This window comes from Pseudomonas sp. A39 (assembly GCF_058145955.1).
The window spans coordinates 32,730-45,455 of the sequence record NZ_JBYVMD010000010.1; the positions used below are offsets into that span (position 1 = coordinate 32,730).

The window sequence follows — 12,726 nt, forward strand, 5'->3', positions numbered from 1 at the left end:
AAGTGTAAAGCGAAGGTGTATGAACCCAGCACGGAACAATGTGGGAGGGCTTGCCCCCTCCCACAGGGACCTGCTGTGTTTAAAGGGTGAGGGTCAGGCGTTTGACCAGGGCGCCCGGCAGCAGGTTGGAGGCCGTGTTGCGCTGGCTGTAAGTACTGGCCGACAGCAGCAGTTCCCGATCCGCTGTCAGCGCTTCCAACTGCGACCCCAGCAGTTGGTAGACGCTGTCATCAAAGCGCATGGTGCTGACCGGCGCTTTGATCTCGCCGTCTTCCACCCAGAAGGTGGCGAAGCGTGTCATGCCGGTAAGACGCGCCGCCGGGAGGTCGGAGTAGTTCAGGTACCACAGGTTGCTGATGTACAGCCCGGTGCCCAACTGTTTGAGGATGTCGGCCTGGGCCAGGTTGCCCGCCGCTATTTGCAGGGCGCTGGGCGATTCATCACGGCTGGCGCCGTTGGCGCTGAGGCCGTATTCGGCGGCGCTGCGTGAGTTCACCAATTGGCCGTCGGCTTTGCCGGCGCTGATCAGCGTGACATCGCCCCGTGGGTAGCCTTCGGTGGAAAACGCCTGGCTCAATGAGCCGCTGATCTGCTCTTTCACCGTCACCAACGGGCTCAGGGACTGTTCACCGGCATACAGTTTTTGCAGCGAGCTGCCTTTGCTGGCGATGGCCTGGGCGGAAAACCCACCCCAGGTGATGATGCTGATGATTTCTTCCAGTGCCGCCGGCGCGAGGTAGGCGCGGTATTGCCCCGGTGCCAGTTTGTGCAGCGGGCGGCCAAGGAATTCCAGCTGTTCACGGGCGAGTTGGAAGCGACGGGCGAATTCGGCACTGTCCCATTGGTCACCGGCGTAGCTGGCTTTAACGGCCTCGCCATTGGCATGGAACAGGCTGAAGTCGAAGTTGAAGCTGTTCGCCTGATGCCAGCCAAAGGCGCCGTCGGAGCTGGCAAAACCACGGCTGATCGGCCCGGCGGCGTAGAAACCGACCAAGTCCACGCCTTGCGCGGCGCGGCTGATGTCTTCCAACACCAGGGCCAGGTCGGGCAGGGGGCGGGCCTGTTCGTTATGGCTTTGCCAGGCGTTATGGTTCAGCAGCAGGTACGGGTCCTGCGGCAGCAGCGGCAAGGTTTCGCGCAACTGTTGCAGGCCCTCGGCGAGGCGTTGGCGGTCGACTTCCGGTTGGCCGCCCAGGGTGATACCCAGGTCGGCGTGACGGCCGTCGTTGATCAGTTTCAGCGTGAGGCTGGCCTGTTGCACCTGCCCGGCCTGACGCACGTGCGCATGGTTGAAACGCACGAACTCGGACGACTCATCCGCGTAGCCCAGATGGAAGCGTTCACCGTCGGTGATGGCGTGCTTGAGCCAATCCACCAGTGCCTTGAAGTTGTTCATCAGGCATCTCCCCCAAATACATCGACATCACTGAATACACAGGCAGGCGAGGCATGGCCCACGCGGATCACCTGGTTGGGTTCGCCCTTGCCGCAGTTCGGCGTCCCCAGGACCTTGAACGTGCTGGCGTCGCCGACGGCGCTGAGCTTGCGCCAGAACTGCGCGGAAATGGCCCGGTAGTTGGGGTTTTTCACCACGCCTTTGAGTTCGCCGTTTTCGATCAGTTGGCCCCATTCGCAGCCGAACTGGAATTTGTTGCGCGCGTCGTCGATGGACCAGGAGCGGTTGGTCGACATCAAGATACCGTGCTCGATGCCGCCGATCAGTTGCGCCAGGCTCTGGTCGCCGGGTTCGATATTCAGGTTGGCCATGCGGTCGATCGGCGGGCGGTTCCAGCTGCACGCGCGACTGTTGGCGACGCCACCCATGCCGGCGCGGAACTGCGACAACGCTCCACCCAGCGGTTTGAGCAGCAGCCCTTCGCGGATCAGGAACTGTTTGCTGGCGCGGGTGCCGTCGTCGTCATGGCTGTAGCTGGCGAGTTGTTCGGGGATGTCCGGGTCGAAGGTCACGTTGAGCAGCGTTGAGCCATATTGCAGGTGGCCGAAGTCGCTGGCCTTGACGAAACTGGTGCCGGCGTAATTGCGCTCATCGCCGAGGATGCGGTCGAGTTCCAGCGGATGGCCGATGGATTCGTGGATCTGCAGGATCATCTGGTCGGGCATCAGCAGCAGGTCGCGCGGGCCCTGTGGCGTGTTGGGTGCCAGCAGCAGTTGCAGGGCTTCGTCGGCGATACGCGGCGCGGCGCCGATCAGGCCGAAGCGGCTGATCACGTCGAAGCCACCTTGCTGGCCGAAGTTGCTGCCGCCGAGCGTGCGCGACTGGCTGTCGTTGCCGTCATAGGCCGTGACGTTGACGCCGGGGAATACAAAGCGCTGGGCTTGGCGCAGTTCGGCGCCTGCGTTGTTGAGGTAAATCTGCTCGACGTGGGTCAGGCCAAGGCTGACTTCCCAGTTCACCAGGCGTTCGTCCTGGGGGACGGCGGCCGACTCGCTCCCCAGCAGTTGGTAGCAATCGCTCAGGGACGGAAAGGGTTGGTCGAGGTCGGGTGACAGGTAGTCCGCGACGTCACTGGAGACGTGTTGGTCGCGCAGGTCGAGCAGGGCGTGGGGCTTGATCAACCGGGCTTGCTGTTCGGCACGCTCAAGGGCGGCTTGCAGGCCGGAGAGGGAAATGTCGTGGGTCGCGGCGTAGGCTTCCACCCCGTTGACACGCACCGTGAGCATGGCGCCCTCGTCGTGGTTCAGGTGTGGCGGTTCGGCGACGTTCTTGCGTACGGCCAGGTAGTGGCCGGATTCGCGTACATAACGCAGCGAGAAAAATTCGGCGCGGGTGCGCAGGGCACTGAAGTGCTTTTTGAGTGTGGCGTGGTGGTCGAACATGGGGCCTTCCTTGTGGGCGGCTCAGCGCGGGCAGGCAAACAGAGTAGGCCTGGGCTGGAAGCTGATCAAGGAAAGCGGATCATTGTAGTGAGCGGGCTTGCCCCGCGCTGGAGTGCGAAGCGCTCCCAAGATGTTGGGGCCGTTGCGCAGCCCAGCGCGGGGCAAGCCCGCTCACTACAAAGGTGCATCAGTTACTGTGCGGTAGGGCCCACTTCACGCAGCGGCTTGCCACGCACTGGCGCATCGCCGGCCACGTAGTAGTCGGCGGTGCTGCGCGGCAGAGGCTGGCGGCCGCGGATCTTGTCGGCGATTTTCTCGGCGATCATGATCGTCGGCGCGTTCAGGTTGCCGGTGGTAATGATCGGCATGATCGACGCATCGACCACACGCAGACCCTGCATGCCATGCACGCGGCCTTCACCGTCGACAACCGCCATCTCGTCGGTGCCCATCTTGCACGAGCAGGACGGGTGGAACGCGGTTTCGGCGTGTTCGCGGATGAACTTGTCGAGTTGCTCATCGGTTTGCACGTCAATACCAGGGCTGATTTCGCGACCACGGTACGGGTCCAGCGCCGGCTGCTGCATGATTTCACGGGTCAGGCGGATGCCATCGCGGAATTCTTGCCAGTCTTGCTCAGTGGCCATGTAGTTGAAGAGGATGCTCGGGTAGTCCCGTGGGTTCTTCGACTTCAGTTGCACGCGGCCACGGCTTGGTGAACGCATGGAGCCCATGTGCGCCTGGAAACCGTGCTCTTTCACACCGTTGCTGCCGTTGTAGTTAATCGCCACCGGCAGGAAGTGGTACTGGATGTTCGGCCAATCGAATTCCGGACGCGAGCGGATGAAACCACCGGCTTCGAACTGGTTGCTGGCGCCGATGCCGGTGCCGTTGAACAGCCACTCGGCACCGATCGCCGGCTGGTTGTACCAGAGCAGCGAGGGGTACAGCGACACCGGTTGGGTGCAGGCGTATTGCAGGTACAGCTCAAGGTGGTCCTGCAGGTTCTCGCCGACGCCCGGCAGGTCGTGGACCACGGGGATGTCGAGACTTTCCAGCAATTTGGCCGGGCCGACGCCGGAGCGTTGCAGCAGTTGCGGCGAGGCGATCGCGCCGCTGCACACCAGCACTTCTTTGCGGGCGCGGGCTTCAACGCGCTCTTCGGCGGCGCCGATCAGGTAACGCACGCCAACGGCACGCTTGCCTTCGAACAACACTTTGTCCGTGAGGGCGTGGGTGACGATGGTCAGGGTCGAGCGCTTCTTCGCCGTGTCGAGGTAACCGCGTGCGGTGCTGGCGCGACGGCCATTTTTGGTCACGGTACGGTCCATCGGGCCGAAGCCTTCTTGCTGGTAGCCGTTCAGGTCGTCGGTGCGCGGGTAACCGGCCTGCACGCCGGCTTCGACCATGGCGTGGAACAGCGGGTTGTTGCCGGCTTTTGGCGTGGTCACGCTGACCGGGCCTTCGCCACCGTGGTAGTCGTTCGGGCCGATGTCGCGGGTTTCAGCTTTTCTGAAATAGGGCAGGCAGTCCAGGTACGTCCAGTTTTCCAGCCCTGGAAGTTTTGCCCAGTTGTCGTAGTCCATGGCGTTGCCACGGATGTAGCACATGCCGTTGATCAGGGAAGAGCCACCCAGGCCCTTGCCGCGACCGCATTCCATCCGGCGGCCGTCCATGTGGGGCTCTGGATCGGTCTCGTAGGCCCAGTTGTAGCGGCGGCCCTGCAGCGGGAAGGCCAGGGCAGCGGGCATCTGGGTACGGAAGTCGAGACGGTAGTCGGGGCCGCCGGCTTCCAGCAGCAGGACGGTGACGCCTTCGTCTTCGGTCAGACGGGTCGCCAGGGTGTTACCGGCGGAGCCGGCACCCACAATGATGTAATCGTATTCTTGGGACATAAATGCACCCTCTTTGAAGTGTGGTCAGGTCGGGCCTCATCGGGAGCAAGCCCCCTCCCACATTTGATCGGGTTTACACAGTCAAAGGTGGGAGGGGGCTTGCCCCCGATGGCGGCCTCAAAGGCGATACAAATCTCGAGTCTTAGAACACCGAGGCGTAGTCGCCCAGCTCAACCTGTACCGATTTGATGCGGGTGAAGTTGTTCAGCGAGCTGATGCCGTTCTCACGGCCAACACCCGATTGCTTGTAGCCGCCGACCGGCATCTTCGCGTCGGACTCGCCCCAGGCGTTGATCCAGCAGATGCCCGCTTCCAACTGATGAATCACGCGGTGGGCGCGGTTCAGGTCCTTGGTTACCAGGCCGGCAGCCAAGCCGAAGTCGGTGTCGTTGGCGCGGCGGATCACTTCTTCTTCGGTCTCGTAAGTGAGGATGCTCATCACTGGGCCGAAGATTTCTTCACGGACGATGGTCATCTCGTCGGTGCAGTCGGTGAACACCGTTGGGGCCACGTAGGCGCCTTTGGCGAAGTCGCCGTCGGTCAGGCGGTCGCCGCCGCACAGCAGGCGTGCGCCTTGTTCTTTACCTTTGGCGATGTAGCCCAGCACGCTTTCCATGTGGGCGAAGCTGACCAGCGGGCCGAAGTTGGTGTTTTCGTCTTGCGGGTCGCCAACGCGGATACGGGCAACACGCTCAACGATCTTGGCTTCGAAAGCCGCCTGCAAGTGCTTAGGCACGAACACACGGGTGCCGTTGGTGCAGACTTGGCCGGAGCTGTAGAAGTTGGCCATCATCGCGATGTCGGCGGCACGATCCAGGTCGGCGTCTTCGAACACGATCAGCGGCGACTTGCCGCCCAGTTCCATGGTCACTTCTTTCAGCGAGGAGCTGGAAGCGCTGGCCATGACTTTCTTGCCGGTGTCGGTGCCGCCGGTGAACGAGACTTTCTCGATGCGCGGGTGCTCGGTCAGCCAGGTGCCGACTTCACGGCCGCTGCCGGTCAGCACGTTGAACACGCCAGCCGGAACGCCGGCTTCGGTGTAGATCTCGGCCAGTTTCAGGGTGGTCAGCGAGGTGACTTCGCTGGGCTTGAAGATCATCGCGTTACCGGCGGCCAGGGCCGGTGCGGATTTCCACAGGGCGATCTGGATCGGGTAGTTCCACGCGCCGATACCGGCGACCACGCCCAACGGCTCGCGGCGTGTGTAGACGAAAGACGTGTCGCGCAGTGGGATCTGCTCGCCTTCGATGGCCGGTACCAGGCCTGCGTAGTATTCCAGGACATCGGCGCCGGTGACGACGTCGACGTATTGGGTTTCGGAGAAGGCTTTACCGGTGTCCAGGGTTTCCAGGGCGGCCAGTTCGTCGTTGCGCTCGCGCAGGATGTCGACGGCACGGCGCAGGATGCGCGAACGCTCCATGGCGGTCATGGCGGCCCAGATTTTCTGGCCTTTTTCAGCGCTGACCACGGCACGTTCAACGTCTTCTTTCGTTGCGCGTTGCACTTGGGCGAGAACTTCACCGTTAGCCGGGTTGATGGCTTCGAAGGTGGCATCGCTGCCAGCGTCGCTGTAGCCGCCGTCAATGTAGAGTTTTTGCAGGTCGAAACGGGCCATAAAGTCCTCGCAAGTGCATAAGTGGTTGGCGTTACCCGCCGAAAAGTGGGCCATGAGGGTGTGGCAACACTGAGCGGCAGACGTTCAGGGGTTGAGCGTTTATAAGTGCTCTAACTCACCTGCTTGGCCAATTGGAAATCCATGTATTCGTAAGCGATCCGTTGCGCCTGCGCCGTGTCGAAAGCGTCTCCCGACAGGGCGCCGCGCAACCATAAACCGTCGATCAGGGCCGCCAGGCCTCGGGCTGCTTTGCGTGCGTGCGGCAGCGGCAGCACTCGGCGGAACTGGCAGCACAGGTTGGAATACAGACGTTGATCGTTGATCCGCTGCAACCTGTGCAATGACGGGTGATGCATGCTGGTGGCCCAGAAGGCCAGCCAGGTTTTCATTGCCGGTCCGTTGACCTGGCTGGCGTCGAAGTTGCCCTCGATGATCACCTGAAGATGTGCCCGTGGGCTGTCGTCCGTAAGCGCCAGCCGGCGTTCGTGGACGTTATCGATCAATGCGTTCATCAAATAGCGCATCGTCGCTGCAATAAGGCCGTTCTTGTCCTTGAAGTAGTGACTGATGATGCCGTTCGAGACACCGGCCAAACGGGCGATCAGCGCAATGCTGGCATCGCCCATCCCGACCTGATCGATGGCCGTCAGGGTGGCTTCGATCAACTGCTGGCGGCGTATGGGTTGCATACCGACCTTGGGCATGTAGCACCTCTCCTTAGGCCTGCGACGGGCGATGAACGTTCGTCGACTTGGTGGCCAGTCTATTTTGTTTTGATTGAACGTTCAATCAACAAAGAATAAGCTCTGCGACAAATGGTCGCTGCCTACAGGTATTTCCTACGTGTGGGCGGTGACATCTGACACCTGCAAAAACCCTTGAAACAGGCCGTATCAGGGCCTGGCCACCGTTTCGGCGGGTTCAGGAATTTTCGGGGTGTCTTTATAACACCCGTCCGTCGACTGCCGAAAAATCGATGTCCCGGGATAACCGTTGCCTTGTGTTTCTCTCTCGCACTGCCTGGAGCATCTGCGCCATGAGTTCTGCCTCTCTTATAAAGACCCCGCCGGAAAAGGTGCGGGTCAACGGTTGGGTGTTCTACACCTCCACCGCGCTGATTCTGTTGTTGACCGCCATCCTGATCATCGCCCCGCAGGAGGCCGGGCGCACGCTCGGCGTCGCTCAGGCCTGGCTGTCTAAAAGCTTCGGCTGGTACTACATGTTGGTCATCGCCGCCTACTTGGTGTTCGTGGTCGGCCTGGCGTTTTCGTCCTACGGCAAGTTGAAACTGGGCAGTAAGGACGACACCCCGGACTTCAGCTACGGCGCCTGGGCCGGCATGTTGTTCTCGTCGGGCATCGGCATTTCGCTGCTGTACTTCGGTGCCTCCGAGCCGCTGGACCACTACTTCAACCCGCCCGAAGGCGCCGCCGCCAGCAATGGCGCCGCCCGCCAGGCGTTGCAACTGACCTTCCTGCACTGGGGCCTGCACGGCTGGGCGATCTATGCGCTGGTCGGCCTGGCCGTGGCGTACTTCGCGTACCGCCATAACCAGCCGCTGGCCCTGCGTTCGGCGCTGTACCCGCTGGTAGGCGAGCGTTGGGTGAAAGGCGCGGCCGGCCATGCGGTGGATGGCTTCGGCATGTTCGTGACCCTGCTCGGCCTGGTGACCAACCTGGGGATCGGCTCGATGCAAGTGTCGTCCGGGTTGGAAAACCTGTTCGGCATGCAGCACAGCAACACCAACTTGCTGATCGTGATCATCGTGATGAGCACCGTGGCGACCATCGCTGCCGTGTCGGGCGTGGAGAACGGTATTCGCCGCCTGTCCAACCTCAACATCGTGCTGTTCAGCGGCTTGCTGATCTTCGTACTGCTGTTCGGGCCGACCCTGCACTTGCTCAACGGTCTGGTGCAGAACACCGGTGACTACCTCAACGGCATCATCCTGAAAACATTCGACCTCTACGTGTACGAAGGCGACGCCGACAAGACCGAGCGCTGGATGGGCCTGTGGACCCTGTTCTACTGGGCCTGGTGGATTTCCTGGGCGCCATTCGTGGGCATGTTCATCGCGCGTATTTCCCGTGGCCGCACCGTGCGTGAACTGGTGGCCGGCGTGCTGCTGATCCCGCTGGGCTTCACCCTGGCGTGGTTGTCGATCTTCGGTAACTCGGCGCTGGACCTGGTGCTGAACCACGGTGCGGTAGAGCTGGGCAAGACGGCGCTGGAACAGCCGTCCATGGCCATCTACCAACTGCTTGAGCACTACCCAGCGTCGAAAATCGTCATCGGAGTGTCGATCTTCGTGGGCTTTGTGCTGTTCCTGACGCCGGCGGATTCCGGTGCGGTGATGATGGCCAACCTTTCGTGCAAAGGCGGCAATGTGGACGAAGATGCGCCGCACTGGCTGCGGATCTTCTGGTCGGCGGTGATCACCCTGGTGACCATCGGCTTGCTGTTTGCTGGCAACTTCGAGGCCATGCAAACCATGGTGGTGCTGGCGGGGCTGCCGTTCTCGGTGGTGCTGATCTTCTTCATGTTCGGTTTGCACAAGGCCATGCGCCAGGATGTGGCGATCGAACAGGAGCAGGCGCAATTGGCCGAACGCGGGCGTCGTGGTTTCAGCGAGCGTTTGACCGCGCTGGACCTGCAACCGAGCCAAGGCACCGTGCAGCGCTTTATGGACAAGCACGTCACGCCGGCGCTGGAAGAGGCTGCGGTCGCGTTGCGTGACCAGGGGTTGGAAGTGCAGACGCTGTTGGGCAAGTCCAAGCGTTGCATCGGTGTGCGCATCGAGATGGAAGAGGGCAACCCCTTCGTTTATGAAGTGAGCCTGGATGCTTATTCGTCGGCGCCGAGCGATGTGCCTGAGGAAGAGCGCACGCGTTATTACCGGGCCGAGGTCTACTTGCACAACGGGCCTCAGGAATACGACCTGATGGGCTTCACCCAGGAACAGATCACCCGGGATGTGCTCGATCAGTTTGAAAGCCATCGGCAGCTCCTTGGCCGTGTCTATAGCTGATAGGTGATGACGGGTGGTGTCTTCACTGACACCACCGGGTCCACATGTGTAAACAGAACTAAATGGGGGAGGGGGCTTGCTCCCGATAGCAATGTGTCAGTCAGTACTTCTGTTACTGATACACCGCAATCGGGGGCAAGCCCCCTCCCACATTGACCCAGTTTCTACATTGAGATGTGCAGTGTTTGTCAGCCCAGGTTTTTGCCTAGCAGGGCATGGTACAGCTCGCTGTCCCCCAGAATTCCCACCACTTGGTTGTTGTCATGCAACACCAACTTGTTCCCGGTGTGATACCGAATCTGCAACGCATCACGCATGCCGATATTCGAGTCCACCAGCGTCGGCACCCGGCCCAGTCCTTCCACCGGTTGCCCCGGCGCCCAGTTCTGCAAATTCATCACCACGCCATTCTGCCGCGCGCCCTGGATGGTATTGCCTTCGGCCAGGTCCAGCCACGAATCGCCGCCCGGGTCGAGGCACACCGAACCGTTCACGCGTTTGCAGTTGTCCAGCGTGCGCATCAGGCTGCGGCCGCACAGTACGTTCAGCGGGTTGGTATGGGCGACGAAGGTGCGCACATAGTCGTCCGCCGGGTTCAGCACGATCTCTTCCGGCACGCTGTACTGGATGATCTTGCCGTCTTTCATGATCGCGATACGGCTGCCGAGTTTCAGCGCTTCATCGAGGTCGTGGCTCACGAACACGATGGTCTTGCTCAGCTTGCGCTGCAGTTCCAGCAGCTCATCCTGCAGGCCCTGGCGGATCAGTGGGTCGAGCGCGGAGAACGGTTCGTCCATCAGCAGGATGTCGGCGTCCATCGCCAAGGCGCGGGCCAGGCCGACGCGTTGCTGCATGCCGCCGGAAAGCTCGTCCGGCTTCTTGTTGCGCCATTGGGTCAGGCCCACCAGCTCGAGTTTTTCATCCACCAGCTTGCGCCGGTCTTTCTCCGGACGACCCTGCATTTCCAGGCCGAAGCTGATGTTCTCGCGCACGGTCAGCCAAGGCATCAGGGCGAACTTCTGGAACACCATGGCGATGCGCTTGGTGCGCATCATTTTCAGCTCGGCGGGGGTGCAGGACGCGATGTCGATCTGGCGCCCTTCATGCTCCACGAACAGCTGGCCACGGCTCACGGTGTTGAGGCCGTTGATGCAACGCAGCAGGCTGGACTTGCCGGAGCCGGACAGGCCCATCAGCACGCAGATTTCGCCTTTCTCAACGTCCAGGCTGGCCTTTTCAACGCCGACAATCTGCCCGGTCTTTTTCAGGATCTCGTTACGGCTCATGCCCTGGTCCAGCAGCTTGAGCGCTTCGCGTGGGTCTTTGGAGAAGATCACGTCGACATTGTCGAATCGGATAATGCTCATGCATCACCCCCTACTTTAGCGTCGGGTTGTTTGCAGATGCGGTCGAGCATGATGGCCAGCAACACAATCGCCAGGCCTGCTTCAAAGCCCAGGGCAATGTCGGCGGTGTTGAGTGCGTTGACCACCGGCTTGCCGAGGCCATCGGCGCCCACCAGGGCCGCGATTACCACCATCGACAGCGACAGCATGATGCATTGGGTAATGCCGGCGGCGATGCTCGGCATGGCGTGGGGCAGTTCAATGCGCGAGAGCAACTGACGGCGCGAGCAGCCAAAGGCCTTGCCGGCGTCCATCAACTCTTGCGGTACATCGCGGATACCCAGGTAGGTCAGGCGGATCGGCGCGGCAATCGCGAACACCACCGTGGAAATCAGCCCAGGCACCACACCCAGCCCGAAGAGGGTCAGGGTAGGGATGAGGTAGACGAAGGTCGGTACGGTCTGCATCAGATCGAGCACCGGCCGCATCAGGGTGTAGAACATCGGCTTGTGCGCGGCAACAATGCCCAGCGGCACACCGATCACCACGCAGACCAGGGTGGCGAACAGCACTTGCGCCAGGGTCTCCATGGTTTCCTGCCAGTACCCCAGGTTCAGGATGAGCAGGAAGGAGGCGATGACAAAAACAGTCAGTCCCCATTTACGTTGAATAAAGTGAGCCAGCAGCGCAATCAGACCGATCAATGCCAGCGGATTGAACCAGGTCAGCGCAAACGTCACGCCGTGGATCATCGTTTCCAGTGTCGATGCGATTGCGTCGAAGTAGTTGGCGCCGTGTTGGGTCAACCATTCGACGAAGGCAGCGATGTACTGGCCTAGTGGGATTTTCTGTTCAGTCAGCATGGTAGTGAATGTCCACATGCGAAGGGGAAAACATCCCGGGCCAGCGCACCGGCCCGGGGTCAGCTGCGTTACTTGTCGAGGTAGGCTTTTACGGCTTCCAGACCTGGTTTGCCGTCAACGGTAGTGACACCGGCGAGCCAAGTGTCGAGGACTTGCGGGTTCTTCTTCAGCCAAGCCTTGGCGGCGGCGTCGGGCTTCATCTTGTCGTCCAGGACGTTACCCATCAGGGTGCTTTCCATGTTCAGGGTGAACGACAGGTTTTTCAGCAACTGACCCACGTTGCTGCATTCCTGGGTGTAGCCCTTGCGGGTGTTGGTGTAGATGGTCGCCTGGCCGTAGTTGGGGCCGAACGAATCGTCACCCCCGGTCAGGTACTTCATCTTGAAGCGGGTGTTCATCGGGTGCGGTTCCCAGCCGAGGAACACGATGGCCTGGTCACGCTTGGTGGCACGTTCAACCTGGGAGAGCATGCCGGCTTCGCTGGACTCGACGACTTTGAAACCGGCGGTTTTCAGGCCGAAGGCGTCTTTGTCGATGAGGGTCTGGATGGTGCGGTTGCCGTCGTTACCCGGCTCGATGCCGTAGATCTTGCCGCCCAGCTCATCCTTGAATTTGGCGATATCGGCGAAGTCCTTCAGGCCTTTGTTGTACAGCGCTTCCGGGACCGCGAGGGTGTACTTGGCGTTCTCCAGGTTGGCGCGCACGGTTTCCACGGTGCCGGCATCACGGTACTGCTTGATGTCGTTTTCCATGGTCGGCATCCAGTTGCCGAGGAAAATGTCCATGTTCTTGCCGTCGGCCAGGGACTTGTAGGTCACCGGTACCGAAATCATCGTGGTGCGCGGCTTGTAGCCGAGGCCCTTGAGGACTTCGCTGGTGGTCGCGGTAGTGACGGTGATGTCGGTCCAGCCGACATCGGAGAAGTTGACGGTCTGACATTGTGCCGGTTCTGCAGCGTGCGCCAGGACTGGCAGACTCAGCATGGCGGCCAACAACAACGAGGGTGAAGCTTTCATGGGGCTAGACTCCTGTGTTTTTTCTGGCGGCCTTCGCCGCGCTTTATAAGTGTTGCGGTTGGTGCGTGCGACAACAGCTCTGGCACGGTGCCTTGCAAACGAGTCGAGACTGATCATGTACCAGT

Annotated in this window: 9 protein-coding genes; 1 reads left to right on the forward strand and 8 read right to left on the reverse strand. The window is 61.1% G+C overall.

Annotated elements, in window-relative coordinates; all coding sequences use genetic code 11:
* Positions 1 to 79: 79 nt before the first annotated feature.
* The 5 genes from AC3ZU9_RS10245 to betI all read right to left on the reverse strand — a co-directional run bounded on the left by AC3ZU9_RS10245 (position 80) and on the right by betI (position 7,052).
* Positions 80 to 1,396: a TldD/PmbA family protein gene (locus tag AC3ZU9_RS10245; RefSeq protein WP_015886278.1), complete on the reverse strand. Its 1,317-nt coding sequence runs from the start codon at positions 1,394 to 1,396 to the stop codon at positions 80 to 82.
* On the reverse strand, positions 1,396 to 2,838 hold the full coding sequence (locus AC3ZU9_RS10250) for a TldD/PmbA family protein (RefSeq protein ID WP_093542487.1): 1,443 nt from the start codon (positions 2,836 to 2,838) through the stop codon (positions 1,396 to 1,398). The genes AC3ZU9_RS10245 and AC3ZU9_RS10250 overlap by 1 nt, the downstream gene beginning before the upstream one ends.
* Before the next feature lie 191 nt (positions 2,839 to 3,029).
* Complete coding sequence (betA, locus tag AC3ZU9_RS10255; RefSeq protein ID WP_015886276.1) at positions 3,030 to 4,733, reverse strand: choline dehydrogenase; 1,704 nt, start codon at positions 4,731 to 4,733, stop codon at positions 3,030 to 3,032.
* 142 nt (positions 4,734 to 4,875) lie between these two features.
* Positions 4,876 to 6,348: a betaine-aldehyde dehydrogenase gene (gene betB / locus AC3ZU9_RS10260; RefSeq protein WP_015886275.1), complete on the reverse strand. Its 1,473-nt coding sequence runs from the start codon at positions 6,346 to 6,348 to the stop codon at positions 4,876 to 4,878.
* Positions 6,349 to 6,458: 110 nt separating this feature from the next.
* Complete coding sequence (betI, locus tag AC3ZU9_RS10265) at positions 6,459 to 7,052, reverse strand: transcriptional regulator BetI (protein ID WP_015886274.1); 594 nt, start codon at positions 7,050 to 7,052, stop codon at positions 6,459 to 6,461.
* Between the two features lie 389 nt (positions 7,053 to 7,441).
* Here betI and AC3ZU9_RS10270 point away from each other — a divergent pair, with 389 nt between their 5' ends.
* Positions 7,442 to 9,376, forward strand: a complete 1,935-nt coding sequence (locus AC3ZU9_RS10270) for a BCCT family transporter (protein ID WP_490090690.1) — start codon at positions 7,442 to 7,444, stop codon at positions 9,374 to 9,376.
* 188 nt (positions 9,377 to 9,564) lie between these two features.
* Here the strand turns inward: AC3ZU9_RS10270 and choV are convergent, their stop codons facing one another.
* From choV to AC3ZU9_RS10285, 3 genes are all read right to left on the reverse strand, one after another.
* Complete coding sequence (gene choV, locus AC3ZU9_RS10275) at positions 9,565 to 10,743, reverse strand: choline ABC transporter ATP-binding protein (RefSeq protein ID WP_015886272.1); 1,179 nt, start codon at positions 10,741 to 10,743, stop codon at positions 9,565 to 9,567.
* Positions 10,740 to 11,585 (reverse strand): choline ABC transporter permease subunit, encoded by an 846-nt coding sequence (gene choW / locus AC3ZU9_RS10280; RefSeq protein WP_015886271.1) that lies wholly within the window; start codon positions 11,583 to 11,585, stop codon positions 10,740 to 10,742. Before choW ends, choV begins: the two co-directional genes overlap by 4 nt.
* 68 nt (positions 11,586 to 11,653) lie before the next feature.
* The gene (locus AC3ZU9_RS10285; RefSeq protein WP_015886270.1) at positions 11,654 to 12,601 is read right to left on the reverse strand and encodes a choline ABC transporter substrate-binding protein; all 948 of its coding nucleotides are present in this window, start codon (positions 12,599 to 12,601) and stop codon (positions 11,654 to 11,656) included.
* Positions 12,602 to 12,726: the final 125 nt, after the last annotated feature.

What these genes read in the sequence shown, in the direction of transcription:
- AC3ZU9_RS10245 (WP_015886278.1), bottom strand. Translation starts at nt 1,396, where the DNA reads ATGAACAACTTCAAGGCACTGGTGGATTGGCTCAAGCACGCCATCACC.
- AC3ZU9_RS10250 (WP_093542487.1), bottom strand. Translation starts at nt 2,838, where the DNA reads ATGTTCGACCACCACGCCACACTCAAAAAGCACTTCAGTGCCCTGCGC.
- betA (WP_015886276.1), bottom strand. Translation starts at nt 4,733, where the DNA reads ATGTCCCAAGAATACGATTACATCATTGTGGGTGCCGGCTCCGCCGGT.
- betB (WP_015886275.1), bottom strand. Translation starts at nt 6,348, where the DNA reads ATGGCCCGTTTCGACCTGCAAAAACTCTACATTGACGGCGGCTACAGC.
- betI (WP_015886274.1), bottom strand. Translation starts at nt 7,052, where the DNA reads ATGCCCAAGGTCGGTATGCAACCCATACGCCGCCAGCAGTTGATCGAA.
- choV (WP_015886272.1), bottom strand. Translation starts at nt 10,743, where the DNA reads ATGAGCATTATCCGATTCGACAATGTCGACGTGATCTTCTCCAAAGAC.
- choW (WP_015886271.1), bottom strand. Translation starts at nt 11,585, where the DNA reads ATGCTGACTGAACAGAAAATCCCACTAGGCCAGTACATCGCTGCCTTC.
- AC3ZU9_RS10285 (WP_015886270.1), bottom strand. Translation starts at nt 12,601, where the DNA reads ATGAAAGCTTCACCCTCGTTGTTGTTGGCCGCCATGCTGAGTCTGCCA.